The sequence below is a fragment of the Streptomyces sp. NBC_01267 genome, assembly GCF_036241575.1.
In the GTDB taxonomy this organism is placed as follows: Bacteria; Actinomycetota; Actinomycetes; order Streptomycetales; family Streptomycetaceae; genus Streptomyces.
In genome coordinates this window covers 7,429,381-7,455,945 of the sequence record NZ_CP108455.1, presented here as the reverse complement: position 1 = coordinate 7,455,945, position 26,565 = coordinate 7,429,381, and the positions used below count along the sequence as shown (strand labels likewise).

Sequence of the window (26,565 nt, the reverse complement as noted above, 5' to 3'; positions counted from 1 at the left end):
CCCGGTGCGGTACCGCCTGTGTGGCCGCGGCCGACTCCGGCCCGGCCGAGGAGCGCCGGGTGGTCACCGTGGTCTTCTGCGACCTCGTCGGGTCCACGGCCCTGTCCGGGCGGCTCGACCCGGAGACGCTGCGCACGGTGACTCTCCGGTACTTCGCGCTGATGCGGGCCCGGATCGAGGAACACGGCGGCACCGTGGAAAAGTTCATCGGCGACGCCGTGATGGCGGTGTTCGGGGTGCCCGCGCGCCACGAGGACGACGCCCACCGGGCCCTGGCCGCCGCCCGTGGAATGGTCACCGGCCTCGACGGACTCAACGCCGAGCTGGAGCAGGAGCACGGCGTGCGGCTCGCCGTCCGTATCGGTGTGAACACCGGTGAGGTGGTGGTGAACGTCGACCCCGCCGCCCGGCAGGCCCTGGTCTCCGGCGAGGTGGTCAACATCGGCGCACGGCTCGAACAGCACGCCGGCGCGGGGGAGATCCTGATCGGCCCCGCCACGCTGCACGCCGCCGGGCCCTCGGCGGTCACCGAACCCGCCGGATCGCTGTCCCTCAAGGGGGTAGGTGTCCCCGTCGCGGCGCGGCGCCTGGTCACGCTGCACGAGGACGCCCCTGAGCGGGTACGCCGCTTCGACACCCCCTTCATCGGCCGTGAGCAGGAACTGGCCGAACTCCGGCTGCTGTTGAGCAAGCTGGTGACGGACCACCATTCGCATCTGGTGACCGTCTACGGCGAGGCCGGGCTCGGTAAGACGCGCTTGCTGCGCGAGTGGCTGCGGGACTGCCCGGCGTACGGCGAGGGCCGGTGCCGGCCGTACGGCGAGACCGGCTCCCTCTCGCCGCTCGCCGAAGCGGTACGCCAGATACTCGCGGCCGTGGGAGAGGAAGCTGCCCTCGCCGCGCTTCCGGTCCACGAGCGGACGGAGGCGGAACAGGCGCTGCGCCTGCTGCGGACCGGGCTGCTCGCGGACGGCACGCCCAGTCCCTCGGTGGACGACACCCTGATGGCGCTGGCCTGCCTGCTGGACGGGTTGTCCCGTGAGCGGCCCGTGGTCGTCGTACTGGACGACTGCCACTGGGCGTCCGCGCCACTGCTCGACATGGCGGACCGGTTGCTGGACGAACTCGAACGCTCCCCCGTCGCCCTGGTGTGTGTCGCGCGTCCGGAGCTGCTGGAGACCCACCCCGGCTGGGGCAGCGGCCGGATGCGGTCCGTGTCGCTGCTGCTCACGCCGCTCACCCGGGAAGAGGCCGCCGCTCTCGCCGGCGAGCTGGTCGAGGTGGCGGCCCACCGGCAGGGCGTACTGGAGGGTGCCCTGGACCGCGCCGAGGGCAATCCGCTGTACCTGGAACACCTGACGGCCATGGCGGCCGAGTGCGACGACCTTCCCCTCACCGTGCACGCCCTGCTCGGCGCCCGCATCGACGCGCTGCCGCCCGAGGAGCGGACCCTGCTGCAGCTGGCCGCCGTCCTGGGGCGCGAGTTCCGCCGCGCCGACCTGGCCGAGCTGGCCACCGGCGACGAGCCCGTCGGCCCCGCGGAGTCCCCCACCGGTCTGCTGCGAGGCCTCGTGCGCCGCCGGCTCATCGAGGCCGGTGGCCGCACCCTGTCCACGAGCTCCGTGCTCCGGTTCGGCAGCGCCCTGGTGCAGGAGACCGCGTACCGCGGGATGGCCAAGAAGGTGCGTGCCCGGCGTCACGAGCACGCCGCCCGGATCCTCGCCGGGCAGGAGGCGGGTGATGCGGCCGTCGGCGCCCATCTGGCCCGCGCCCACCGGCTGCTCACCGAACTGGGGATGCGCGACGACGAGACCGACGCCCTGCGTGCTCGCGCCGCCGGCCTGCTCACCCGGGCCGGCGCGGCTGCCCTGGCACGCTCCGATCTGCCATGGGCCGACGACCTCCTCACCCAGGGCCTGGCCCTGGCCGCTCCCGGCGAGGCGGCCGCCGGCGAGGCCGCCCGCCGCCTCGGTGAGACGAAGGTAGCCCGCGGCGAACCGGTGCGCGGCCGGGAGCTGCTGGCGGGTGCGCTCGACACGGCGGAGCGGGCCGGTGACCGGCTGGGCGCCGCCCATGCCCGGCTCGCGCTGACCGCCCTCGACCCCCGGCACGGCTCGGCGGCCGACGTGGCCGAGGCCGCACTCGCGCTGTTCACGGTGGCGGGCGACGACCAGGGCATCGCCCGTGCCTGCGTCCGCATCGCCCAGGACCGTCAGCGGCGCGGACGGCACGCCGACGCCGAGTCGCTGCTGTGCCAGGCCCTGGACCACGCCGGCCGAGCCGACGCCGAGCCCGAACGGGCCTTGGCGCTCGGCGCGGTCGGCATCTCCCTGTGGCGGGGCCCGACCCCGGTCGCGCGTGCCGTCGAGCGCTGCGAGGAACTGCTGACCACCCACGGCGCCGGCCGACCAACCGTCCGGGCCACCCTGGGCTGCCCGCTGGCCGTACTCCTGGCCCTGCAGGGACGGCACGACGAAGCGCGCGAGCGGCTGGCCGAGGCGGCGCGCCTCGCCGACGGCCTCGGCTACGCCGAGAGCGCGCTGTTCGTCCCCCTGTTCGCCGCGGAGGTCGAGGCCCTGACGGGCACACCGGGCCGCAGGCTCGCCCTGCTGGAGGAGGCCGCGCGCGCCGGACGCGAACTCGGCGCCACGGGTGCGCTTCCCGGCATCGCCCGCGAGCGGGCGCGGATCCTGCTGGACCGCGGGGAGCAGGCGGAGGCGCTGGCCCTGCCGGATCCCCAGGAGGCCGGCCTGCCCCCGGCGGAGTCCGCCGACGCGTACGGACTGCGGGCCCGTGCGCTCGCCCTCGCCGGGGAGCCGGCAGCCGCGCGCGCCTGCGCGGGCCGGGCGACCGCCGCGGCGGGTGACACGGACTCACCGGTCGTCCGGGGCACCGCGGCCCTCGACCTGGCTCACACGCTGCGCACGCTCGCTCTGCCCGCGGACGCGGCGCGGGAGGCGCGCACGGCGCTGCGGCACTTCGCCGCCAAGGGGCACCGGCTCGGCGTGGACCGCGCGTCCGTGTTCGCCGACGACAGCTCGGCCGCGGCCCGGAGCGCGGATCGTCCGGCCGGGCGGGAAGGCAGGACCGTATGACCGACGCAACGGCGGGGGGGCTCACCTGGAGCCTGCGCGACCGCACTCCCGAGGACCTCACGATGCTCGCCGACACGGTGCCGGCCCTGCCCGCCGACCCCTCGGCGTGGTCGGACGGCGGCGGGGTCCGGGTGTGCGTGGTCGACACCGGGGTGGAGTGCGGCCACCCCTCGGTCGGCACGGTCCAGGGCTCCTACGAGGTGGCACCCGCACCCGACGGAACCCTGCGCGTCGTCGACAGCGGTCCACTGCCCGACGGCGCCGGTGACGGTTGCGGGCACGGAACGGCGTGCGCCGGGATCGTCCGGCGCGTGGCTCCGGACTGCGACCTGTACAGCGTGCGGGTGCTGGGCGAGGGCTTCACCGGCAGCGGCGAGGCCCTGCTCACCGGGTTGCGCTGGGCCATCGACCAGGGCTTCGACGTGGTCAACCTCAGTCTGTCCACCACCCGCCCGAAATTCCTCGAGACCCTGCGGTCCCTGGCCGACCAGGCGTTCTTCAGCGGGACCACCCTGGTGGCCTCGGCCCACAACACACCGGTGGAGAGCTTTCCCTGGCGGTTCTCGTCGGTCATCTCGGTCGGTACGCACCGCGAGGACGACTCGGGGCTCTTCCTCTACAACCCCGCACCACCTGTGGAGTTCTTCGCACCCGGCCAGAACGTACAGGTGGCCTGGACGGGCGGCAGGACCATCCGCACCACCGGCAACAGCTTCGCCACCCCCTTCATCAGCGGGATGTGCGCACGGCTGCTCGGCACCCACCCGAAGCTGACGCCGTTTCAGATCAAGCACGCGCTCTACCTCTCCGCCGCGAACGTACGCATCGGCGAACCAAGAACCCGAGGTGAATCATGAGCCAGTCCCACGGCCTCGTCCCCGCCGCAGGCGTCGGCCCCGCGGCGCTCGCCGACAGCGCGGAGCACGACCTGCTGCAGTCCGTCGTCGAGACCGCCCGGGCCATCTTCGGCGCGGCGGCCAGCTCGGTCCTGCTGCACGACCAGGACACCGATGAGCTGGTCTTCCAGGCGGTGGCCGGGGAGGGCGAGGAGTCCCTCGTCGGTTCCCGGTTCCCCGCCGACCGGGGACTGGCGGGCTGGGTACTCGTCTCGGGCGAGCCCATGATCGCGGATGACCTCGGGGAGCAGGGCATGTTCGCCCGGGACGTCGCGAAATCGACGGGGTACGTGCCGGACGCGCTGATGGCGGCGCCCCTCGCCCACCGCGACCGGGTGCTCGGCGTGCTCGAAGTACTCGACCCCGTCGAGCAGTCCCGTTCCAGCCTCTCCGAACTCGACCTGCTCGCGCTGTTCGCCCGCCAGGCCGCGGCGGCTCTCGCGGTCATCGCCGACCGGCGCCGCGAGGAGACACCACCGGCGGTCCGCACCCGGGGGCTGGAGCTCCTGGCGGCACTGCGGGACGTACTGCTCGACGGGATGCAGCCCCCGGCCCCGCACGAGGGGTAGGGGTCCGCGAGGGGGACCTGGTCAGCGTGCCGCCGACTCCACGGCGTCGGCGGCGCGCGCCTCGCTCTTGCCGTCGGCAAGCAAACCGCCCAACTCCTCGGCACACGCCCGTAGTTCGGCATCGCGTGCGGTTTCCTCCACTGCGGCTCGGAGGTCCGCGGCAGAAGCACCAGGCTCCGGGAGCATGCGGGCGACACCGGCGCGCAGACAACCGGCGGCGAGGACTTGCTGCTCCGAACCGTTGGGGGCGACGAGCAACGGCTTTCCGTGCAGGAGCGCGGCGAGCACCGGGGCTGACGTCGCGTTGGTCAGGACGAGGTCGGCCCGTTCCACGAGCGGCCCCATCCAGGGGCGGCGGCCGACGACCAGGTCGGCGTCCCTGTCTGCATCGGGGGCTCCCGACCGTCCCAGCTCCACGACGGCTCGGTGCGTTCCCGAGGTGAAGGCCGCGTTGAGGCGCGGCCAGAGACTGGTGCCGCCGAAGGTACGGCCGAGATGGACGTATGCCAGAGGTCTGGAATCCGGCAGGGGTTCCACCGCCGGGGGTTCCGGCTCCCACCAGCAGGGGCCGACATGCCGTACCGCCGGGGGCAGTTCGGCGTCGGCCGCTTCCAGGAGGGGGTGGCCGCGCAGCAGGAAGGCGGTGCCGAGCAGCGCGGTATCCGGGAACCGGTCGTGCCGTGGAGCGAGGCCGGCCGCCTCTCGCACCTCCCCGTAGTGCTTCAGGGTCTCCGCCAGCCGCCATGCGCGCCCGTGGGCGTCCACCGGACCGGCGCCACCGCGGTAGGGCCACAGGTGTGCGGTCAGACCCAGGACCACCACCGGCAGGCCGGCGGCCTCGGCGGCCACCAGTGCGCCGTGGCAGAGCACGGAGGTGACCAGGACGTCGGGCCGCAGCAGCCGGACCGCCCGTGCCACCACTGCGTGCTGCTCGGGGCCCCGCACCGTCCAGTGGGCCACCGACAGGGCCGTGCCGTCCCCGGCTGCCGACACGGCCAGACCGGCCGCAGCGACCACGGGCGCGGCCTGCGGTGCGGCGAGGACGTGCACCGCGTGGGCGCGACGGCGCAGTTCCCGGCCCACCGCGAGGGCCGGGTACAGGTAGCCCGGATCGTTCAGCGGGCACAGGAGTACCTTCATGCCGGGCCGCCCCTCGGCAGGTGGGGGCCCGGATGCAGGCCCAGGTGGTGGGCGAAGAAGGCCATGACGTCGGCGTAGAGGCGGGCGCTGCGCGAGGCGCCGCGCGCGCCGTGGCCGACGCCGCTCTCGGTGCGCAGCACGACCGGCCCGTCACCTGTGCCGGCCCACTGGAGGGCGGCGCACATCTTCCGGGCGTGCGCGGGATCGACACGCGTGTCGCCGTCGAAGACGGCCAGCAGCACGGCCGGGTAGCGCGCGCCCTCGCGCACCCGGTGGTACGGCGAGTACGCGAGCAGCCGCGCGAACTCGGCGGGGTCCGCCGCACTGCCGTACTCGTCGCGCCAGCTCATCCCCATCCCCGACAGCTCGTAGCGCACCATGTCGAGCAGGGGCGCCGCGCAGACGACGGCGGCGTAGGTCTCCGGCCTGCGGGTCAGCGCGGCAGCGACCAGCAGGCCGCCGTTGGAGCTGCCGAGGACGCCGAGCCGGCCGGGGGCGGCCCATCGGGTGCGGAGCAGATGGTCGGCAGCTGCGTCGAAGTCGTCGAAGGTGTTCTGTTTGTGCTCGCGGCGCCCGGCCCGATGCCACTCCTCCCCCTCTTCTCCCCCACCGCGCACGCAGGCCACCGCGTACACTCCGCCCGCGCGCACCCAGGGCACGGCCTGCGGGGTGAAGCCGGGGGTCATCGAGGCGCCGAAGCCGCCGTAACCGGTGAGGACGGCCGGGCGGGGCCGGTCGGCACAGCCGGTGGGGGACATCACGAACATCCGCACCTCGGTGCCGTCACGGGAGCGCGCGACCTCCTGGGTGACGCACACGCCCTCGGCGGGCGGCAGCGAAGGCGGGCCGCCCGGCCAGGGGCTCAGGCATCCGGTGACGGCGTCGTAGTGCAGGACGACGGTGGGAGTGATGTGGTCGGTGTACGCGAACCACGCTTCATGGCCTGGTTCCTGACGTGTGGTCAGGCGGGTGACGGTCCCCTGTCCGGGCAGGGTCACGGTCCCTGCCCGGTCGCCGGTCCTGGCGTCGTGCAGGGTCATCTCGCCGACCGCGTGCCGGGTCCGTACGACCACCAGGAGCGGCCGGTCCAGTGCCGGGCCGTCCAGGACCGCGAAGTCCTGGAGCACGGTGCCGGGTTGCTCGCCGACCAGTGTGTGCCAGTGGCCGGGGTCCGTGGCGTCGCGGCGGGCTGCGGCGATCCGGCCGCGCGGGGCACCGGCCGTCGTCCTGAGCAGCAGCGGTCCGCCGCCCGGCCGGATGCGGACGGCGGTACGGGCGTCCGTGCCGTGCTGGAACGGACGCAGGACGGGCCGGTCAGGACCGGTCCTGGCCAGGTCGGCGATCCACAGGTCGGTGCGCGGCGAGGTGCCCTCACTGGCGCCGACGACCAGGAGTCGGCCGTCGGGTGCGGTGGCCACGGTGTAGTACTGGGTCTCCGACCGCCCGGCGCCGAAGACCTCCGTGTCCCGTTCGGCCGGGGTGCCGACCTCGTGCAGACAGACGCGGCGCCGACGACCGGGCCCGCCGGGAGCACGCTCCGGCTTCAGCAGGCGCACGTAGTAGAAGGCCCGGCCGCCCGGCAGCCACGCCACCGGAGAACGGCGGACCCGGTCCACGGGGCCGTCGACCGTCTCGCCGGTCGCCGTGTCGAGCACACGCAGCACCGAGTTCTCCGTACCGCCGGAGGACAGCTGGACGGCTACCAGGTCGCCCTCCCACGACGGCTCCCAGGCGTCGAGCACCGTCGTACCGGACGGGTCGGTGTCCAGCGGGTCGAGCAGTACCCGTGTCCGGCCGTCCTCGCGGACGGCGAGCGCGGCGAGTTCACGCCCCGGTTCCCTGCGCAGGTGGAACTCCCGCCCGCCACGCGCCACCGGCGGGGAGGCACCACCGCCGGCGAGCAGGGTCGTCATCCGCACGCGCAGCGCCTCCCGGCCCGGCCAGCGTGCCTCTTCCTCGGCGTAGAGGAGGTCCTGAGCGGCGCCCCAGGCGGCGGTGGCGGGGTCCTGCGGATCCTCCAGCCAGCGGTAGGGGTCGGCCACCGGCAGCCCGTGGATGACCTCCACAGGTCCGCTACGGGGCGCGGGCGGGTAGGCGTACCGGGCCGGCGCCGGCCTGGCGTCGCGGGGCGGGGACTCGGTCATCGCGGCGCTCCAGGGAGAACGGTCACGGGAGGTGGAGGAGGGTCAGGCGCCGCCGATGTCCGTGCGCCGTACGGGAGGTGCCGGAACCAGGTCCCCCGAATCGGCGCCGCCCGCGACGGCCGGCTCGGCAGCCGACTTGTCCGCCGGCCGGCCGGTGCGGCCCGCGCCCGCGGGCGGGTCCGGGAGGCCGGATGAGGCCTCGGTCTCCGCGGGACCGGGGAGGTCCGGAAGGTCTGCGGGAGGAACGGTGTTCGCCGGACCGGGCGGGTCCGGGAGGCCGGGGGACGGCACGGTGTCCGCGGGACCGGCGTTCTTCGCGCCGTCCCCGTCGGCGTCCAGGCTGGTCTCGCGCAGCAGCGGGACGGACGACACCACAGTGATCACCGCCGCCGTGCCGGCCAGGGCCAGCCAGGTGCGGCTCGCCCCCAGGGAATCCACGAAGGAGCCCGCCAGGACCGGTCCGAGAGAGGCGAGACCGGCCATCAGCAGCCCGGTCGCGGTGCTGACCCGGCCCAGCAGGTCGCGGGGTGCGAGTACCAGCATCGCCCGGCCGACGACGATGCCCGCAGGCGGGCTGAAGAAGACGACCACGACCAGCACCGGACCGATCGTCCAGGGGTGGGTGGTACCGGAGAAGACGGCGAGGCCGAGTGCCCAGACCGCGCCGATGAGCAGGAACAGCCGGGCGGCGGGGATCCTCTTGATCAGCCACGGTGCCGCAGCCGCGCCCAGCAGCGCCCCGACACCCGCGCAGCCCATCACCGCTCCGATCGCCGTGCCGCCGGCGCCGCTCTGCCGCAGGGAGACGACCATGGCCGTCTGTGCCGCAGCCGAGACGATGTTGATGCCCGCGGCGAAGAGCAGCGCGGCCAGCAGCGCCCGCTGGCGCGTGAGCCACCGCAGCCCGGCCGTGAGCCGGTCGTCGCGCTCGGCTCCCGCGGTCTCCGGGGAGGGCCGACCGGCGATCCGCAGCAGCAGTACGGCGGAGACCCCGTAGGACGCGGCGTCGGCCGCGAACGGCAGGATCGAATCCAGGGTGAACAGCCAGCCGCCGAGGAAGGGGCCGATCAGCGAACTCGACGCCATGGCGGCCTGACTGCGGCTCAGCGCATCGGTGAGGTCCTTCTCCGGTACCACGTCGCGCACGGCGATCGTGGCCGCGGGCGCGAAGAGCGCGGTGGCGGCGCCCTCCACCACGGCCACGCCGAGCAGATGTGCCTGGCCGAGCTCCCCCAGTGCCGACATCAGCGGAATACTGGCCAGCGCCACGAGCCGCACCAGATCGGTACCGACCATGATCATTCGTCTGTCGAGCCGGTCGGCGAGATGACCCGCCGGCAAACGCAGCAGCGTCCTGGTCACCAGCGAGCACGTCGCGATCGTGCCGGCCTCTGCGGCGCTGCCGCCGATGGACAGCACCAGCAGCGGGAAGGCGAGCAACGACAGCTGGGATCCGAGGGTGGACAGCGTCGAACTGAGCCAGAAGCGGCGGAAGTCGGGGTTGGTGCGCAGGATGCCGGCGCCCTTCATCACAGCCGTCCGACAGCGTTGAGACCGTCCAGCACGCCGGCGTCGACCCGGTCCTGGAAGACAGCACGGACGGCCGCCTCCTCGTCGTACTGGTAGTGGTCGTGGCAGCTGACCCAGCGGCCTTCTGTCTGCTGGGCGTCCAGATAGCCGTCGGCGACGGTGCCGACCTCCATGCCGGGCTTTCCGGCGGTCTCCCAGCAACTGGCGAGGACACCATCGGCGTTGACGACCGCGCCGTAGCGGCCGTCGGTGAAGGAGCAGGCCTGGCAGGGGACATGGGCGCGCGGACGGGACACCGTGAAGCCGAGTTCCAGTGCGCGGGCGTGCCAGCGGACGAAGTCCGCGACGAGGCCGTCCTCGTGCATCAAGTTGTTCGCGTAGCCGACGCCGACGTCGCCGACGCGTGCGAAGTGGATACCGCAACGTGCCGGATCGAGACGCGAACCGAGCCGTTCGACCAGTTCGTCCACGCCGTTCCGGTTCAGGTGCGAGACGTTGACCCGCAGCATCCAGCGCAGGGACGTCTTCTCGATGGCGCGCGCGATGTTGGAGACGATGACGTCGAAGGTGCCGCCTCCGGAGCGCCTCACCCGGATGGAGTCGTGGTCGGTCCGGTCGCCGTCGAAGGTCACCTGGACCGAGCCGAGACCCGCCGCGTTGAGCTCCTTGGCGATCAGCGGTGTGAGCAGCGTGCCGTTGGACGTCATCGACGCGGTGAGGGCACCCAGCTTCCCCGCCCGTGTGAGCAGGTCGCGACAGCCCCGTGGGTTGAGCAGCGGCTCGCCGCCGAACAGCAGCAGAGACAGCCGGTCCAGACCTGCCGCGTTCATGCGCTCGCGGGTGAAGTCCATGACCTGTCCGACGGCTTCGGGGGTCAGGCGGGCGTGGCGTATCCGCGGCGGACGGCTTCCCCCCTTGGGGTCCTGCGCGGTGTTCTGGAAGCAGTAACCGCAGCCGAGGTTGCAGTCCGTGCTGGTCAGCACGGTGAGCGAGTAGGACGTGTAGGGCCGTACGTCGTAGAGACCCGCGTCGCGCAGATAACGCTCGGCCGAGGGCCGCAGCGTGCCGTCCGGTCCGACCTGGCCGGGCCGCATCAGTGCGTATCCGCCGGCCCCCAGGAACCACCACCCCCTGTCGGCGCGGATCAGACGGGCCCCGGCGGCGGGGACGGCGACGGACTGCGTACCGGACACGGCAACCTCCGGGGCGGGGCGGAAGGAAAGGAGAGAAACGGTCTGCTCGGACCCCGGCCGCGGTGGCGTCGTGCGCCGCCGCGGCCGGGATGGACTACCAGGTGGAACTGATCAGGCGTTCTGCTCCTGGTGGACGCCGCACCACGGGGTGTCCTCGCCCTCCTCGGAGTGCGCGACCACCTCGGGCTCGTCCACCGACTCCTGGTGCACCCCGCACCAGGCAACGTTGGACGCGGAGTGCGCAACCACCTCGGGCTCGTCGACCGACTCCTGGTGCACCCCGCACCAGGCGACATTCGACGCGGAGTGCGCAACGACCTCGGGAGTCTCCTCCGCAGAGGTCTCGGTGGTCTCCTCGTGGGGCTCGACGTTCTCGGCCATGATGGGTCCTCCATACGACGGGCGATCGGGACGACGGGCGGCAGTGCTGCGCCGACCGCCAGGAAGCTAGGAGCACGGGGTTCGGCACCGGTTCGCCGTCGGTTGTCCCGCGGTGAATCCTGCTGCTGGTGGGCGCGCCGATGCGCCGGAGCAGCGGCGTACCGGAAGCGCGGCGGAGCCGGGCCACCGGCCTTCTCTCCAGGTGGTTCGCTGCTGCCGCGGGGGCGGAGGCATACCGGAATCGCACCGGGCGTGAACCGGCGGGCAACCATCCGTTCCTACGGTGGCCGCCGCACGCTCCGCGAACGCGAGAGGACGCCTCCGCATGGACACCGAACCCGCCGTCACAGCCGACGTGCCCGCGGCGGCAGGACAGCAGCGGCTGCCGGAGCCGCTCGGGGCCGAGTTCCTGGCCCGGCCGGACGAGACGCTGGCCTCGATCCGGGAGACCTGTCCCGTGGTCCGGATCAGGACACCCGCGGGACGGCCGGCGTGGCTGGTCACCCGCGCCGACGACGTGCGGGCCGGCTTCGTGGATCCCCGCCTCTCCCTGAGCGGCGGCCGTGTTCCCGACCGCGGAGTGCGCCGCCGCGCGCTTGACGTGACGCTGGTCAACTACGACCCGCCCGACCACACGCGGATCCGCCGCCTCGCGACACCGGCCCTGACCCCGGGCCGGATGGCAGCCCACCGGGAACGCATCGAGCGAGCCGCCCGTGAACTCCTCGACGCGGCCGACGCGGCCCGTGGCGAGGGGCCGGTCGAGCTGATGAACGCCTTCGCGCGCCCGTTCGCCTTCCGGTCGCTGTGCGAGGTCTTCGAGGTACGGGAGGAGGAACGCGCCGCGCTGTACGAGCCCGTGGCGCGTCTCGCGGACAAGGCGAGCTGCACCGCCGCGGCCGTCGAGGAGAGCGTGGCCCGTATCGACGCCTTCGTCCGCGGAGAGATGGCCCGCCGCACCACCGCCCCGGGGGACGACGTCGTCACCCGCGTCCTTGCGGCATGGCGCGAGCAGGGCGGTGCGAGCGAGGACGAAGTCGCCTCTCTCCTGGCGATGCTGCTGCTGGCCGGCTTCGACAGCACGGTGCAGGCGATCGGCATGAGCATGGTGGCGCTGCTGGGCCACCCCGAGGTGCAGGCCTCCCTACGGGAGGAGCCGTCGCGGGTTCCGCGCGCGGTGGACGAGTTGCTGCGCTGGGACACCCCCGGTCCGTTCAGTACCAAGAGAGTGGCTCTGGAAGACATCCCGTTCGGGGACACGGTCATTCCTGCGGGCAGCGGTGTTCTGCTGTCCGTGGCGGCGGCCAATCACGACCCGCGCTGCCACGCGGACCCCGGAACGCTCGACCCGGACCGCAGTACCGCCGGCCGCCACCTGTCCTTCGGCCTGGGGCCGCACTACTGTCCCGGATCTGCGCTGGCCCGCCTGGAACTCACGGTGGCCCTGACCAGCATCCTCGGCCGCTGGCGTGGGCTGACATCGGTGGTACCACTGCACGACCTGGCCTGGGGCGGCGGCTACCTGCACCGACGTCTGGCCTCACTGCCCGTTCTGCCCTGCGGGCCGGGATGAGCGGACCGCCGGCGGCGTGATCGGCGTCCGCCCTCAGCCCCCCCCAGCTCCCGGCCTACCCTCCCGTAACCGGCGCACCGGAACCCACCACGAAGCGGAAGTGGGAGTGACATCGGTGTCGTCCCGTTCGGGTTCGACGGGAGATCCAGGGCCGGAGCGTCACCTACTCCAACTCGGTGCGCGCATCAGGGATTCCCGGTCACGCTGTGATATTCGCCCACCGCCCGGCACCTTCCCGCCACGCCTGTCACCTGCGCATACTCCAGGACCGCCCCGCCTCGACGCTTCCGGGGCGACAGCCGATCGGATGGAGTTATGGAACAGATGACGTCTCGCACGGTCTCCGCCGCAGCCGCAGGCACATGGATGCTCGGTGACCTCGCGGTCAACCGGATCGGTTTCGGCGCCATGCGCTTGACCGGCAGCGCCGCCTTCCACCAAGGCACTCCCAGCAACCGCGGCCAGGCGATCGAGGTGCTCCGCCGCGCGGTCGAACTCGGTGTGAACCACATCGACACCGCGGCCTTCTACTTCTCCCGGCTGCGCTCCGCCAACGAACTGATCAACTCGGCGCTGGCACCGTATGCGGACACTCTCGTCATCGCGGCCAAAGTCGGCCCGACCAGGGATACCGACGGCGAGTGGAGCACCCCGGCCCGGCCCGAGCAGCTGCGCGGCCAGGTCGAGGAGAATCTGCGTCAACTCGGCCGCGAACAAATCGACTTGGTCTACCTGCGCGTCATGGGGCAGGACTGCGTGAGCGAGCATTTCGGGGCTCTCGCCGAATTGCGCGACGCCGGGCTCGTCCGTCACCTCGGTATCTCCGGCGCCCGCCCGGAGCACCTGGCCCAGGCTCAGGAGATCGCGCCGGTGGTGTGCGTCCAGAACCGCTACGGCATCGACGCACCCGACGGGGACGAGATGCTCCGGGCATGCGCGGCGCAAGGCATCGCGTTCGCCCCCTTCTTCTCCATCGCCGGGGAGGGCCGCGAGACCGGCGCGGTCCGGGCCGAGCACGACCAGGTCAGCACCGTGGCCCGCGCACACGGCGTCTCGCCCGCACAGGTCCGCCTGGCATGGACCCTTGAGCAGGGTGCCCATGTGCTCGCCATCCCCGGGACGGGCAACCCGGAACACCTCGTCGACAACGTGGCGGCGGGCGCACTCCGGCTGACGGACGATGACCTCCAACTGCTCGATTCGCTCGGCCACCCCGCAACGTAGGTACCGGCCGAATCCGCCACGCGACCACCATGGACGGGTCGGTGGCAGGTGGGGCAGTTGCCTGTCCGGGTTCGTGTCAGGCCGCGAGCGAAAGGATCTTGCGGGTGATGGCCCCCCACCTGAATACCAGAGCCTGCTGGTACTCGACCCGGACAAAAATGTTTCGTACCTATCCTTGCGGGCTTCTTGTCGACCGTGGCAAAGTGCAGGCCTTGAACCACGTTCCGGTCACAGGAGACACGTACGCGAGGACGGGTGGGAAATGCTCAACAGGAGAAACTATCTTTCCCTACTGGCAGCAGCCGGAGTCGGCGCGAAGATCGCTCTCGATCCGACACCCTCACAAGCCCAGCCACTCCCCCCGGAGATCGAGGGCGCGGATGCCCAGACGGCCGGATTGTTCCGATCTATGCGAGAACTTCACGGCTCTCTGCAGGTTTTTACTCGGAAGTATGAGGGCACCACGCTGCGCCAGACCAAGGAGTTTGACGGCGACACGCTGATCGACGGGCAACAGCGGTGGCAGCTGGCGTGGGACACGCGGCGCCCACCCGGTCGCCAGGGGTGGGACGTCACCTTGACGTGCACCCTGGAGCAGGGAGAGGCCGAGGAAACCGCGATCTCGGTTGATTTCCCATTCGAGAACTGGGAGACCGCGAACTACGTGATGATTCCCGGATCGGTCTACAACGGCAATCGTTACCGCGCCATCGGAAATGGATACAACCCAGACTATCCGGCCGACATGTACTACAACCCGCGGGTATCGGTGGCGATATCGAATAACCCGCGACTCGCCTTGGACACCTCGGAGTCCTCACGGATCGAGCTGGAAACCTGCGCAACCGCTGCTCCGTCGATGAGCTTTTTCTCGCCCAGGCTCAAGAAAGGGTGGATCGTCCTCACCGAGCAAGGCACACGACTTGGCAATAGTGGACTCTCCGTCGAGGAGAGCGCGAACAGGGAAAGCTGCGACTTTCGCATTTCGGCACCTGTCATGCGCCAGTTGGCAGCCGGTTTCGGCGACTTCCGACCGAGCGGGGACAGCGCGCCGAACTGGTCTGCCGGCGACGCGGTGTCGATTCGCTTCCAGGTTTTCACTTTCGATGCCGACGGAATTCCGGCACTCCTGCAGGAATTCATGGACGTACGGAAGTCGCTGACGGGCGCTACGACACCCCGCAACCTGCTTCCCATGAGCAAGCTGACGGAGGTGGGTACCGACATCTGCCGCGGAAACTTCACCGAGACCAAGGCCGGCAAGTACTACCTCCCGGAAAACTCGCATGATTTCCAACTGGGCTGGGTCAGCGGCATGATCAACACCTACCCCATGTTGGCCCTGAACGACGAGACGGAACGCGGCAGGGTCGCTGAGGAGCTCGACTTCATCTGTTCTCGCATGCAAGGGCGAAGTGGATTCTTCTTCGGCTACATCAGCTCGGACGGCGAAATCCGGTCGGAGAAGTCCCACCCCGATTTTCCGGCAGTGCAGGCCATGGTGCGCAAGAACGGGGACATCCTCTTCTGGCTCATCAAACACTTTATGATCTTGAAGGCGCAAGGACACGGCGCAGCCGTCAAGGAGCTCTGGGAATTGGCCGCTCACGATCTGGCCGCGGCTTTCACCCGCACCTGGCGGGAGTACGGTGAATTCGGTCAGTACATCGTTCCCGAAACGGGCGAGATTGCCGTCTACAACTCGTCCGCCGGAGCCATCGCCCCGGCCGGACTCGCCCTGGCGGCTGAATACTTCCGCCGTCCGGACTGGTTGACCGTGGCCGAGGAGAGCGCCGAATTTTATTACGAGCGGGACGTCACGTCCCGCGGATTCACCGGCGGCGCATGCGCAGATATCTCACAGGATGCAGACTCCGAAACGGCGTTCGGTCTCCTGGAGACATTCATGGCGCTCTATCAGTACACAGGCAAGAGCTCCTGGCTGGACCGCGCGAAGGTTCAAGCCGCACTGTGCTCGTCCTGGACGCTCGCCTACGATCCGCAGTTCCCGGCAAGCAGCGATATTGCACGACTGGGCGGAAAGATGGCCGGCGCGGTCTGGGCAAGCAGTCAGAACAAGCACGCTGCGCCAGGTGTCTGCACCTCCTCAGCCGACCACCTGTTCAAGCTGTACCGGGCAACCGGGCAGAAGAAGTACGCAGAGCTCATCAGTGATATCCAGCATGCCCATGCCGAGGCCGTCAATATGCCGGGGCACATCACAACCGACAACTTGATCGGTTCGAGTATGGAACGAATCCAGCCCAGCGACGCCGAGGGCAAGGGCAGTATCGGCAATTTCATCAGGACGAGAAACTCCTGGACCGAGACCGACGGCATCCTGATGGCACTCGAACTTCCCGGAATCTACGTCCGGCCTGGAGAAGATGTCCTCTTCACCTTTGACCATGTCGAGGTCGAACGTATCCGCGGGGACAGCCGATCCACCGTGCTCCGCCTGTCGAACGAAACACCCTATGCGGCAGAGGTGTCGGTGCTGGCAGAAACATCCCGCCAATCGGCCCGCCCCCTGGGATACACGGCGTTCCTCGGCTGGCCACGAGTCGAAGTTCCAGCCGGCGGAGAGGTCACGGTGAGCGTCACGAGCGATGGCAAGGTCACACGGCAGGCCTGATCCGGAGTGGAGCACGTGTCGACCTGAACGCCAGGACCCGACAACGGAAACCCTTACTTCTTTCCCTCTAGTGAATTGAGTGTGGAAACGAAGGAGTTGAGGTCCTCGAGCACGCGGGCAAGGCTCTCCCGTCCGAGAGGTTCGGTGAGTTCCCGTTCCACCTCGCGCGCGACGATATTCCCCTCCCGCAACTGGCGACGCCCGCTTTCGGTGAGGAAGGTACCCACTATGCGCCCCCGAGGCTGCGAGCGCCGCTCGGCCAGCCCCGCTGCCTGAAGTCGGCCGAGCATGGTCGTCACAGCGGCGGGGCTCACGTCGGACCGGCGGGCGATTTCGGCGCCCGCTATGCCCGGCTGTTCATCGATGAGGCACAGGACGGCCCATTGTGAGGCGCTGAGACCGATCGGCGCGAAGGCCGCGTTGACTGCGGCATCCACGGCACGACCCGCCTGGTAGAGCGCGGTCATCAGTGGTGGTTTGGCGGGCGGCGGTGACACCCCCTCAGCAGAAACGTTGCGCTCTGTGGGGTCTGCGGGGTCTTGCGTCATGGCTGGTCGCCGCCTTCTCTGCCACCGGTCCGGCCCACGATGCCGCCGAGGCTACGGACCCGTCCGACTACGCATCACATGGGCGCTGTTTCGAAACGCTCCCCGGCTGCAGCCAGGGAGCGAACAGCGCCCTTGGTGCCCGGCCCACGCCCGCACTGCGGGTCGGAATCATCCAACGCACCTCACGTGCACGGATGTTCCGTCACCTCGCGTCGCACGTACCAGTTGCCGTGAGGCCCACCGCGAGCCGGTCGGCGTCGTCCTCGAAACACCGGCCAGCACAATTACTCGCCCGCAGTCTCCACCAGCGACCCACTCGGCGCCAGTGACTGTGGCTCAGATCACAGGAAGGCGGGGCCACATGGGGCCCGCAGGCACAGCACGCAGCCGACGGAAGCGCATCTTGACGTGCTCGATGTTAACACATTAACATCGAGACGATCGATTGCAGCGTCTGCACCCAACGCGTCCCCCTTGTCCGGCGATTGACATTTCCCTAGAACCGCCTGCCCATATCCGTGTCGCGACATACGCGAATTCCGCGTCGAACCGCGCGCCCGGCATATGCACTTCATCGACGGGAGCCTCTTGATGAGTCACGAAGCGGAATCGCGTGCGGAATCCTTCGGGGGATCCGCCGCGAATCCGGAATCCCCACATGTACACGGAAAAGGCCCCGGTGCTCTCGCCCTCGTAGGCGGCAGTGTCATCGACGGCAGCGGCACGCAACCGATTCACAGCGGCGTGGTCGTCATCGAGAACGGCCGCATCACGGCCGTCGGGCCGGCCTCTCAGGTACGCATCCCGGACGCGGCACTGGTCCTGCGGTGCGACGGGCAGACCGTCCTGCCGGGGATCATCGACTCGCACACACACATCGAGCAGGATCTCCCGGCCACCCTGGGCGCCTTCCTCAAGGACGGCGTGACGAGCCTGGGAAACACCGGCTGCGGACCGGACCTCGTGTCACAACTCCACACCGCTGGAGGGGACTTACATGCGGCCCGTGTCTTCGCGGCCGGGCCCGCGCTCACCGCAGCGGGCGGCTATCCGTCCATGCGCGGTGACGGTTCCGTCGCGCGCGCAGCCGACTCGGCCACGGAGGCCGAGGCCGCGGTCGACGAACTGGCCGCCCTCGGCGCCGATTTCATCAAACTGACCCAGGAGTCTTTCGACTTCAACTACCGCACCCCGGGCCGACTCCCCGTGCTCGGGCCAGGCCCGATCGCCGCGGTCGTCCGCCGCGCGGATACACACGGCTTGCTCGTCCGCTCCCATGTCCACCACGTCACGCAACTGGACATCGCGCTCGACGCGGGTGTCACCAGCGTCGAGCACATGCTCTTCCCCCTGCCGCCCGACATGGGCTACGTCGAACTGCACCGCGAGGGTGCCCTCAGCACGGATGCCCTCCCCGGGCTGCGCAGGCGGATCGCACGCATGGTGGAGCAAGGCGTCTACCTGGTCCCCACTCTCGGCGGTGAACTCATCAACATCCGCCTGCATCTGCCGGACTTCCCCGCCGACGGCCTCCGGGCTGTCGAGGAACTGCTCGTCTCCGTCCTCGCCCTCTACGTCGAAGCGGGCGGCAAGGTCGCCCTGGGCAGCGACTGGGTCGGGCTGCCCGGTATTCCGGCGGGCATGCCGCGGCAGGAGATGGAGTACATGCTGGCCGCCGGTCTGACTCCGCTCCAGGTCATCGAGGCAAGCACCCGGCACGCCGCTACGCTGTGCGGTCAGGGCCAGACACTGGGCGTCCTGGCACCGGGGCGGCACGCCGACCTGACAGTCGTGGGCGGCGACCCCTTGCGTGACCCAGCCGCTCTGGACGACATCCGGGCCGTCGTCAAGGACGGACACCTCGCCGTACTCGCCGACAGCCAGAGCCCGCCGGCCCCGCACCGCCTCGCAGACACCGCCGACCCCCGATGAACCGCGACGCCCGCCCCGGGACCGAGGGCCCGCGGCCCGAACCGTTCGGCACGGCTTCGCCGTGGAAGACACTGATCGCCGTGTCCGTGGGCTCCTTCATGACGATCCTCGACGTCACGGTGGTCAATGTCGCCATCCACAGCATCCAGCAGGAGTTCGGAGCGTCCACCGCCGATGTGCAGTGGGTGGTCAGCGGTTACGCGCTCGCACTCGGCGTCGCCACCCCGTTGGCCGGGGCGCTCGGCGAACGACTGGGCACGAAGAAGGTCTATCTGATCTCCCTCGGCTGCTTCGCCGGAGCCTCCCTCCTGTGCGGTCTCGCGCCCTCCCTGCCGCTGCTCATCGTGGCGCGGGTCGTCCAGGGTCTCGCCGGTGGCTTCGCGCTGCCGCTGGGCTCGGCCAAGCTGTTCACCGCGTTTCCCGCGGCGAAGCGCGGCCTCGCGTTCGGTGTCTTCGGGATCGTCCTCGTCTTCGCCCCGACCGTCGGGCCACTGCTGGGCGGCGCCTTCGTGGACGCCGGGATGCTGCGCTGGATCTTCTTCATCAATGTGCCGATCGGCGCACTCGGCGTACTCCTGGGGAGCCGCTTCCTCACCCCCGACGGGCCCCGGGCGGAATCCGCCCCCCGGATCCACCTGCCGAGCGTCGTCCTCGTCTGTGTGGGGTTCAGCGGGCTGCTGCTCGGCGCGACCCTGCTCGGCTCCCCGAGCGGCTCCCACAGCAGTTCGCGCGGCACCACACTGGCCGCGTTCGCCGTGGGCGCCCTGGCCCTGGTCGTGCTGGTACGCGTCCAGCTCCGCTCGGCCTCTCCCCTGCTCAACCTGCGGCTCTACCGCGTCCGTACCTACTGGATCGGCAGCGCCATCAACGCGCTCGGTCAAGTCCCCTTCTTCGGAACGCAGTTCCTGCTGCCGCTGTCCATGCAGGTGGTGCGCGGTGTCAGCGCACTGGATGCGGGGCTGGCCCTGCTGCCACTGGCGCTCTCCTCCGGTGCAGCCGGTGTCCTGGCGGGCCGGGTCAGGGACCGGTGGGGGCCGCGGCTCCCGCTCGCCGTGGGCTTTCTGCTGTTGGCCGCAGGCATCGCGATGCTGCGCGCACGCGCCGCGGATCCCGACCCGCGAGGCCTGGTGTGGCCCTTGCTGCTGGCGGGTGCAGGCGCGGGTGCGATCCCGCCGACGACACAGGTCACGGCTCTCAGCGACGTTCCCCGGGAGAGCGTCGGCAGTGGTACAGCACTGCTTCAGGCAACCCAGCGGGTCTGCCAGGCACTCGGCGTCGCGGCACTGGCCGCCATCGTCGCGCGAGGCGTCACCGCACCGGCGAACAGCCACGTCTTCATCGCACAGTACGCGGCAGGACTTTCGGCCGCCTACACGGTCGCCTTGTACGTGTCACTCGGCTGTGCCGTGCTCGCCACGCTCCTCCCCGGGTGGCCGATTCGCAGCACGGAAGCCATACCGGAGACAGGCCCCGGCACCGGAGCGGTGTCCGGGCAGAAGACGCCACCGGATTCGTAGAAAGAGCGGAGACCGGTGCGCCAGAGGCACGCGGCCCGCGGCCGTGGGCCCACGATCCGCAGTCCGCCCGCTGCGCAGGTGCTTCTCCTGTCTCCCGTCCGTGAAAGGTACGCCCCCCGCCATGGCAAAGGTGCCCGCACTCCACGACAGCGAGCGAACTTCGTCGGGTGGTGCCGAGGAACCGGTCGGCCGGTCCGGCGTGAGCGTACGGCCGCTGCGCGGACGCACGGAGCAGACCGAGCTGATCGGCCGCGCCTTCGAGCGGGCACAGAATTCACGGCGCTGCGTCCAGGGATGGATCAGCGGACCGGCCGGGATCGGGAAGTCCCGCTTGCTGGCCGAGGCCCGGAGGGCGGCGTCCGCGCGGGGCTTCACGGTCATCCACCTGGAGGGCGACGAGTTCTCCCCGGCCCTGCCGATGACATCGCTGTTCCATGCCCTGGCCCGGTCGCTGGACGCCGACCGTCGCCCGAGCCCGCGCCGGGGAGCTCGGGAAGTGCGGGACGAGCAGCGGGACGACCGGCATTTCCATGCGGCCTCGCTGTCACTTCTGGAAGCCCAGCTCAAGAAGGCCCCGCTGCTGCTCACCTGCGACGAGGGCCGGAGCCCCGTCCCACTGCTCGCTGCGACGCTGCACCCGCTGATGTCACGTCTGCGGAATTCCCCGGTGGTGTGGCTGACCGCCCGACGCACCGTTCAGGAGGATGAACCGGCCCTTCCGGGTGGACCGGACGTCTGGCCGCAGAGCCCCACGGAGGCCCTGCGTCTGCCCCTCGGGCCGCTCTGCGACTCGGCCGTTTCGCAGTTGTTCGCCGACTGCGCCGACGGGCGGCCCGACGCCGAACTGAGCACCCTGCTGGGTCTGGCCCAGGGCAATCCCCGGCTGCTCGTTGCCGTCATCGGACAACTCCTGGAACAGGGCGACGTCTGTGTGCAGGGAGGCACCGCCCGCCTGTCCGGCGCACCGGCCGGCACCGGGCCCCGGGCGGGCACCTCGGCCTCCGGGCGGGCACCTCGGTGGTTCAGCGCGTTGATGGAGGACCGGCTGGCGACGGTGTCACCGCAGGCACGACTGCTCATGGAGGTGGCAGCGGTACTGGGTCCGGCCTGTTTGCCCGAGGACATCGCGGAGATGCTCGGTGAACCGGTGGGCGCACTGGTCCCCCGGTTTCGCGAAGCGGTCGTCGCCGGGATGGTCAAGTGCGGCACCGAAACAGTCACCTTCCGCCATGAACTGATGCGACAGGTACTCATGGAAGACATGCCGGGTGTGGTCCGTGGAGCCCTGCACCGGCAGGCCCTGGGCATCCTGCTCGCGCGCGGTCACTCCCCCACGTCGGTGGCCCCACATCTCATCCACGGGGCCCACCGCGGGGACCCGGCCATGGCCGGGCTGTTGCGCCAGGCAGCCGAGGAGTCGGTGACGAACGCCCCGCAGACCGCCGCGGACCTGGCGCTGCGCGGTCTCGAACTGGTGCGGCCGGTCGTCGACGCGGCACATGAACCGCTCACGGTGATCGCGGTGGAGGCATGCGTACGCTCCGGGACGCTCCCGACGGCCGTCACCCTGGCCCGGGACGCGCTCACCCGCCCGGCCGGTCCGGAGATCACCGCCCGGCTGCGCTACTGGCTGTCCACGGCACTGCTGCTCCTCGGCCGGACAACGGACTGCCTCGAAGTCGCCGGGGAGCTTCTCGCACAGCCCGGCGTACCGGCCCACCTGCGCCAGAAGGCCGTACTCAACCAGTTGTCGGCCTGGTCGGCCCACGACGGGCATCAGGTCGCGCGCCACGCCGAACAGGCGCTTGCCGCTGACGGTGGCCGTGGCGATGGCAGCGGTGACGGTGATGGTGACGAAGGGCTGGACATCCAGGCAGGTGTCACCACCGCACTCGCCGTACTGCGCTGGCGCGAGGGGAAGCTCAACGAAGCGCTGGCCCTGTGCCAGGACGCCGTAGCACTCGCGGACCGGGGCTCGGCCTTCGAATGGCACACCCATCCCCGGCTGGTGTCCGCGATGATGCTCGCCCATACCGGCAGATTCAGCGAGGCGGAGGCCGCACTCGGAACAACCCCGGACCCGGTCGAGTTCGTCTCGGCCGACGTCCCCAGACTCGTACACGCGCGGCTCCGGCTCGCCGACGGCAGGCTGGACGAGGCGGAACGGGAGGCGGCAGCGGGACTCGCCGTTGCCGAGGAGTCCGGGGTCTGCGTGTTCATGCCGCTGGCCTGGCAGTTGCTGGCGACGGTGGCCTCGCACCGGGGCGAGCTGGCACGGGCCGGTGACTACGCTCGCCGCCTCAGGAAAGCGCTGCCGGACGACCGTGGGCAGGTGTGCACGGCGGCCGGTGCCTGGATCGAGGCCCAGATCGCCCTGGCAAGCGGCAGTGAACCCGATCTCAAGAACGCTCTCGAAGAGCTGTGGTCGAACGAACCCGGTCGCGGCGCCCTGTTGATCGAGGAGCCCGGGTTCGCCCCGTGGCTGGTTCGTGTACTGCTGGCTACGCGGCACCCGAGCCGGGCGGCCGAGGTGTCCGCGGCGGCTGAGAGGCTGGCGCGTGCCAACCCCGGTATCACTGTGGTGTTCGCGGCAGCCGAGCACGCCCGGGGTCTGATCGAGGGGGATGCCGACGCGCTGGAGGAAGCCGTCGCAGGTCACCGTGATGCCTGGGCCCGCGCGTCAGCAGCCGAGGACCTGGGTGCGCTGTTGCTCGAAACGTCGCGGGCACGCGCCGTCCGGAGTCTGGAGAGCGCGCTCACGCTGTACGGGCAACTGGGCGCGGAAGGCGACACCGCCCGGGTCCGCCGCAGACTGCGGGCCGTGGGGATCCGCCGCCGGCACTGGTCGCATTCCCCTGAGCCGCAGACCGGCTTGCGGAGCCTGACCAGGACCGAACTCACCGTGGCCGAACACGTGGTGCAAGGATTGACGAATCGTCAGGTCGCTGACCGCATGTTCCTCTCACCTCATACGATCGCCTTCCACATGAGGCAGATCTTCCGCAAACTACAGGTCCATTCCCGTCTGGAACTCGCGCGCTGCATACAGGGCATCGGGCCCGAGGGAATGTCTCCACCGGGTACGGGAGGGTGACGGCGGAGCGGGTCGCGCCGGTCTGATCTGCCCGACCGGCGTCCGTCCCGGCTCAGCCGCTCGGCCGCGCCCCTCCGGTAACGTCCGGCCGCACCGAGTTGCTCCGTACTCCGAGCGGTACACCGGCCCGGTTTCCGGGCCGTGCTCCGGTGTCCAGCCACAACTCCGCCGGTCCGTGAAAGACCAGATCGTCCGTGTACCGGACTCCTGGGCCGGTCGGACTCGCCCCCGGCAGGAACTCCAGCAGCGCAGCGAGCCCGGTCTCGACTTCCGTCCGGGCCAGTGCCGCGCCCAGGCAGAAGTGGATTCCCAGGCCGAATCCGAGGTGTCGGTCAGGGGGCCGGTGCACGTCGAGCACATCGGGGTGGGGGAAATGGCAGGCATCCCGATTGGCCGAGCCCAGCATGAGGACGATTTTCGCTCCCCGCCGGATCCGGTGTCCGCCGAGCGCTTCCTCCTGGTACGCCCATCGGCTCACGGCCTGGACCGGCGGGTCGAATCTGACGAGTTCCTGGACGGCCCCTGGCAGCAGCTGCTCCGCCGTGCACAGTTCCGCGAGGGTGTCGGGTCGGTCCAGCAGGGCCAGGGCCGACTTGGCCAGCGCATGGGTGGTGGTCTCGTGTCCGGCGGTGAGCAGGTGGACACAGGTCGCGGCGATCTCGTCGTCCGTCAGGGGCTCGCCTTGTTCGCCGGCTCTGACCAGCAGAGAGACCAGATCTTCCGCGTCCCCGCCGTGGCGGCGCCGGGCGTGGTCGCGGAAGAATTCGACGAGTTGCCGGGCCGCTGCGTCGGCGCGCACGAGCCCGTCCGTGCCGCTGCCCGCCCGCGACGTGCTCGCCTCCTGCAACTGGACGGAGAGTTCACGCAGCCAGTCGCAGTGCCGGCGCTCCACCCCGAGCAGTTCGCAGATCACCATGACGGGGAAAGGCGCGGTGAACTCCGCCACCAGGTCCACGACTTCCTTGCGCCGCATCTCCGCGAGCAGTTCGCGAGCGATCTCCTGCATGCGCTCGCGCAGACCGAGGACAATCCTCGGGGTGAACTCCTTACTGAGCAGCGTGCGCAGGGTGGTGTGCCGGGGCGGGTCGAGGAACACCAGCCAGTTCCGGAGCATGGTGCGCAGGGTTTCGTGGCGGTCCGCCGGCCGTGGCGCCGTGGGGCACGCGGAGCTCGCGACCGGGGGTTCGGTGTTCGCGGCGTCCGCGCTGCGTCCGAACCGTGGGCTGGTGAGCACCTGCACGACTTCGTCGTAACCGAAGACGTAGTAGGTGTCCGGCTCGCCCGGCAGGCCCGGCACATGGTGTACGGGGGACCTCGCCCGGTAGCGCAGGTAGACGGGGTAGGGATCGGCGATGGCCTCGGCCGGCCAGCCGCGCAGGTCGAAAGGTGGCAGTTCTTCGAACAGCATGGTGCCTCTCCCTGAGAGTAATGGCATCCGTCCGCGCACCGGGGGGTGCGTCACCGGGCGCCGCGTACCGTGTCCGCGAGCGCGCCGGGGTCGGTGGGGAGCTCCGAGCCCCGCCAGGCCACGTGTCCGTCGGGCCGCACCAGGACGAACGGGCGCTGGTAGAGGGCGGCCACTTCGGAGTCGTGGCACACGGTGACGCCCAGCGGCATGTGCCGGTCGGCGAAGGCCCTTTCGAACCCTTCGTGCTGCGGGCACGGGTGGTACCGAGGAGGTTCCGCGAAGTTCAGCAGCCGGAAGCCGTCACCGAACAGGTCGAGTGTGGAGAGTCCCGGCTTCAGCCAGGCGTGCGGGGCGCGTGATCCCGGCTTGCTGTTGGGACGCTGCTCGTTCTCGTCGGCCGGTGGTGTTCCGAGGTCGGGGACGATGACCGGGGACTCGTACCGGTATCCCATATGGATCATGGGAGCGTCGAACTCGCGGCGGATTCCGCTGCGTTCCAGCTGTTCGGCCATCGCGGCACGGGCCCGCTCGCCCGCGGGTGTGTCCTCGTGAAGATCCTCGGACAGGGTGCGGCTCATCGTACGGACGAGATTGCGGTTCGCCTCCTCCACCGCCTGCTCCGCGACGGGCTGCCGCTCGATTCGGTACGTGTCCAGGAGCGTGGGCCCCGACCAGCCCGCCAGTTCGGCTGCGAGTTTCCAGCCCAGGTCGGCCGCGCCCGCGATGCCGGTGTTCATACCGAACCCACCGGAGGGCGACAGGGTGTGTGCGGCGTCTCCGGCGAAGAAGACCCGGCCGCTGCGGAATTCCTCCGCCACCCGGTGTGTCAGATGCCATGCGTGGTCGGACAGCACCTCGACCGGCGTGTCGACGGCCAGCGCCTGCCGGATCAGCGCCAGGGCGGGCTGGGCTGCCTCGGGACTGCCGTCGACGCGGACCGACAGCCGGAACAGCCCGCGGCCGTCCATCGCCCGCATGGGAAAGCGCAGCGACGTCGACAGCAGGAGGAAGTAGAAGAGCGCTTTGCGTGTTCCCAGCTGTTCACCGAGCTCAGGGGCGCGGAAGAGGATGTTGCGGAACGTCTGGGTGGGATGGCGGGCCGGGGCGGCGACGCCGCATGCCTTGCGGATCGGTGAGGAGGCACCGTCGCAGGCCACGAGGTACTGGGCATGGATGGTGCCGACCGTCCCGTCCCTCTGGTCGGTGACGGTGGCGACGACCCCGTCGTCGCCCTGCTGGAAGGTGTCCATGCGGCAGTTCAGCCGCAGCGGTCCGTCCGGGTGTCTGCCCACCTCGTCGGCGAGCAGGGGCGCGAGCCAGTGCTGGGGGCAGATCTCGTCGGGCTCCGGGGTGTGCGCGAAGGGCCGCCGGGTCTCGCTGGTACCGATGGGCAGCCGCAGTACCTCGTGTCCCCCGATCCGGGTGACCCAGACGCTGTCGAGTGTGTGGTCCCTCGGCCAGCCGGCGGCGCGGATCTTGTCCGCGACGCCCCACCGGCGGAAGAACTCCATGGACCTCGGGCCGATGTTGCTGACCTTGGGGTGGGAGACCGATCCGTCGCTCGCTTCGACGACGGTGTGGGCCACCCCTCGCGATCTGAGGTCCAGGGCCAGGGCCATGCCGACCGGGCCGCCGCCGACGACGAGGACGTCGGTGTCGTACGCAGTGGTCATATCTTTCGCCTTT

General features: G+C 70.7%; 17 protein-coding genes. 9 read left to right on the top strand and 8 right to left on the bottom strand.

The window, feature by feature from the left end:
* Positions 1-20: 20 nt before the first annotated feature.
* The 3 genes from OG709_RS33175 to OG709_RS33165 are packed head-to-tail and all read left to right on the top strand — an operon-like array spanning position 21 to position 4,560.
* On the top strand, positions 21-3,095 hold the full coding sequence (locus OG709_RS33175) for an AAA family ATPase (protein WP_329168789.1): 3,075 nt from the start codon (positions 21-23) through the stop codon (positions 3,093-3,095).
* The gene (locus OG709_RS33170; RefSeq protein WP_250301639.1) at positions 3,092-3,952 is read left to right on the top strand and encodes a S8 family peptidase; all 861 of its coding nucleotides are present in this window, start codon (positions 3,092-3,094) and stop codon (positions 3,950-3,952) included. Before OG709_RS33175 ends, OG709_RS33170 begins: the two co-directional genes overlap by 4 nt.
* Entirely contained in the window at positions 3,949-4,560 is a 612-nt protein-coding gene (locus OG709_RS33165; RefSeq protein ID WP_250301640.1) for a GAF domain-containing protein, read from the top strand. The genes OG709_RS33170 and OG709_RS33165 overlap by 4 nt, the downstream gene beginning before the upstream one ends.
* A 21-nt stretch (positions 4,561-4,581) precedes the next feature.
* On the opposite strand, the gene OG709_RS33160 is transcribed toward OG709_RS33165, so the two are convergent.
* The 5 genes from OG709_RS33160 to OG709_RS33140 form a co-directional block, all read right to left on the bottom strand.
* Positions 4,582-5,700 (bottom strand): glycosyltransferase, encoded by a 1,119-nt coding sequence (locus tag OG709_RS33160; RefSeq protein WP_326693544.1) that lies wholly within the window; start codon positions 5,698-5,700, stop codon positions 4,582-4,584.
* The gene (locus OG709_RS33155; protein ID WP_329168785.1) at positions 5,697-7,844 is read right to left on the bottom strand and encodes a prolyl oligopeptidase family serine peptidase; all 2,148 of its coding nucleotides are present in this window, start codon (positions 7,842-7,844) and stop codon (positions 5,697-5,699) included. Before OG709_RS33155 ends, OG709_RS33160 begins: the two co-directional genes overlap by 4 nt.
* Positions 7,845-7,886: 42 nt before the next feature.
* Entirely contained in the window at positions 7,887-9,374 is a 1,488-nt protein-coding gene (locus tag OG709_RS33150) for an MFS transporter (protein WP_250301643.1), read from the bottom strand.
* Positions 9,374-10,567, bottom strand: a complete 1,194-nt coding sequence (locus tag OG709_RS33145; protein ID WP_250301644.1) for a radical SAM protein — start codon at positions 10,565-10,567, stop codon at positions 9,374-9,376. The genes OG709_RS33150 and OG709_RS33145 overlap by 1 nt, the downstream gene beginning before the upstream one ends.
* A gap of 111 nt (positions 10,568-10,678) precedes the next feature.
* Positions 10,679-10,948 (bottom strand): hypothetical protein, encoded by a 270-nt coding sequence (locus tag OG709_RS33140; RefSeq protein ID WP_250301645.1) that lies wholly within the window; start codon positions 10,946-10,948, stop codon positions 10,679-10,681.
* A gap of 325 nt (positions 10,949-11,273) precedes the next feature.
* On the opposite strand from OG709_RS33140, the gene OG709_RS33135 reads away from it, so the two are divergent.
* From OG709_RS33135 to OG709_RS33125, 3 genes are all read left to right on the top strand, one after another.
* Positions 11,274-12,521, top strand: a complete 1,248-nt coding sequence (locus tag OG709_RS33135) for a cytochrome P450 (RefSeq protein WP_250301646.1) — start codon at positions 11,274-11,276, stop codon at positions 12,519-12,521.
* Positions 12,522-12,845: 324 nt separating this feature from the next.
* Complete coding sequence (locus tag OG709_RS33130) at positions 12,846-13,745, top strand: aldo/keto reductase (RefSeq protein WP_266645591.1); 900 nt, start codon at positions 12,846-12,848, stop codon at positions 13,743-13,745.
* Positions 13,746-14,007: 262 nt separating this feature from the next.
* Positions 14,008-16,380 (top strand): hypothetical protein, encoded by a 2,373-nt coding sequence (locus tag OG709_RS33125; RefSeq protein WP_329168783.1) that lies wholly within the window; start codon positions 14,008-14,010, stop codon positions 16,378-16,380.
* Between the two features lie 53 nt (positions 16,381-16,433).
* On the opposite strand, the gene OG709_RS33120 is transcribed toward OG709_RS33125, so the two are convergent.
* The gene (locus tag OG709_RS33120; RefSeq protein WP_250301649.1) at positions 16,434-16,847 is read right to left on the bottom strand and encodes a MarR family winged helix-turn-helix transcriptional regulator; all 414 of its coding nucleotides are present in this window, start codon (positions 16,845-16,847) and stop codon (positions 16,434-16,436) included.
* A gap of 672 nt (positions 16,848-17,519) precedes the next feature.
* On the opposite strand from OG709_RS33120, the gene OG709_RS33115 reads away from it, so the two are divergent.
* The 3 genes from OG709_RS33115 (at position 17,520) to OG709_RS33105 (ending at position 23,471) form a co-directional block, all read left to right on the top strand.
* The gene (locus tag OG709_RS33115; RefSeq protein WP_250301650.1) at positions 17,520-18,860 is read left to right on the top strand and encodes an amidohydrolase family protein; all 1,341 of its coding nucleotides are present in this window, start codon (positions 17,520-17,522) and stop codon (positions 18,858-18,860) included.
* Positions 18,857-20,377 carry a DHA2 family efflux MFS transporter permease subunit gene (locus OG709_RS33110; protein ID WP_250301651.1) on the top strand — a complete coding sequence of 507 codons (1,521 nt, stop codon included), beginning with the start codon at positions 18,857-18,859 and terminating at the stop codon, positions 20,375-20,377. The genes OG709_RS33115 and OG709_RS33110 overlap by 4 nt, the downstream gene beginning before the upstream one ends.
* A gap of 121 nt (positions 20,378-20,498) precedes the next feature.
* On the top strand, positions 20,499-23,471 hold the full coding sequence (locus OG709_RS33105) for a helix-turn-helix transcriptional regulator (protein WP_329168779.1): 2,973 nt from the start codon (positions 20,499-20,501) through the stop codon (positions 23,469-23,471).
* 52 nt (positions 23,472-23,523) lie between these two features.
* On the opposite strand, the gene OG709_RS33100 is transcribed toward OG709_RS33105, so the two are convergent.
* Positions 23,524-24,879 carry a cytochrome P450 gene (locus tag OG709_RS33100; RefSeq protein WP_329168777.1) on the bottom strand — a complete coding sequence of 452 codons (1,356 nt, stop codon included), beginning with the start codon at positions 24,877-24,879 and terminating at the stop codon, positions 23,524-23,526.
* Between the two features lie 50 nt (positions 24,880-24,929).
* On the bottom strand, positions 24,930-26,552 hold the full coding sequence (locus tag OG709_RS33095) for an FAD-dependent monooxygenase (RefSeq protein ID WP_329168775.1): 1,623 nt from the start codon (positions 26,550-26,552) through the stop codon (positions 24,930-24,932).
* Positions 26,553-26,565 lie beyond the last annotated feature (13 nt).

What these genes read in the sequence shown, in the direction of transcription:
- OG709_RS33170 (WP_250301639.1), top strand. Translation starts at nt 3,092, where the DNA reads ATGACCGACGCAACGGCGGGGGGGCTCACCTGGAGCCTGCGCGACCGC.
- OG709_RS33165 (WP_250301640.1), top strand. Translation starts at nt 3,949, where the DNA reads ATGAGCCAGTCCCACGGCCTCGTCCCCGCCGCAGGCGTCGGCCCCGCG.
- OG709_RS33160 (WP_326693544.1), bottom strand. Translation starts at nt 5,700, where the DNA reads ATGAAGGTACTCCTGTGCCCGCTGAACGATCCGGGCTACCTGTACCCG.
- OG709_RS33155 (WP_329168785.1), bottom strand. Translation starts at nt 7,844, where the DNA reads ATGACCGAGTCCCCGCCCCGCGACGCCAGGCCGGCGCCGGCCCGGTAC.
- OG709_RS33150 (WP_250301643.1), bottom strand. Translation starts at nt 9,374, where the DNA reads ATGAAGGGCGCCGGCATCCTGCGCACCAACCCCGACTTCCGCCGCTTC.
- OG709_RS33140 (WP_250301645.1), bottom strand. Translation starts at nt 10,948, where the DNA reads ATGGCCGAGAACGTCGAGCCCCACGAGGAGACCACCGAGACCTCTGCG.
- OG709_RS33135 (WP_250301646.1), top strand. Translation starts at nt 11,274, where the DNA reads ATGGACACCGAACCCGCCGTCACAGCCGACGTGCCCGCGGCGGCAGGA.
- OG709_RS33130 (WP_266645591.1), top strand. Translation starts at nt 12,846, where the DNA reads ATGACGTCTCGCACGGTCTCCGCCGCAGCCGCAGGCACATGGATGCTC.
- OG709_RS33125 (WP_329168783.1), top strand. Translation starts at nt 14,008, where the DNA reads ATGCTCAACAGGAGAAACTATCTTTCCCTACTGGCAGCAGCCGGAGTC.
- OG709_RS33120 (WP_250301649.1), bottom strand. Translation starts at nt 16,847, where the DNA reads ATGACCGCGCTCTACCAGGCGGGTCGTGCCGTGGATGCCGCAGTCAAC.
- OG709_RS33115 (WP_250301650.1), top strand. Translation starts at nt 17,520, where the DNA reads ATGAGTCACGAAGCGGAATCGCGTGCGGAATCCTTCGGGGGATCCGCC.
- OG709_RS33110 (WP_250301651.1), top strand. Translation starts at nt 18,857, where the DNA reads ATGAACCGCGACGCCCGCCCCGGGACCGAGGGCCCGCGGCCCGAACCG.
- OG709_RS33105 (WP_329168779.1), top strand. Translation starts at nt 20,499, where the DNA reads ATGGCAAAGGTGCCCGCACTCCACGACAGCGAGCGAACTTCGTCGGGT.
- OG709_RS33100 (WP_329168777.1), bottom strand. Translation starts at nt 24,879, where the DNA reads ATGCTGTTCGAAGAACTGCCACCTTTCGACCTGCGCGGCTGGCCGGCC.
- OG709_RS33095 (WP_329168775.1), bottom strand. Translation starts at nt 26,552, where the DNA reads ATGACCACTGCGTACGACACCGACGTCCTCGTCGTCGGCGGCGGCCCG.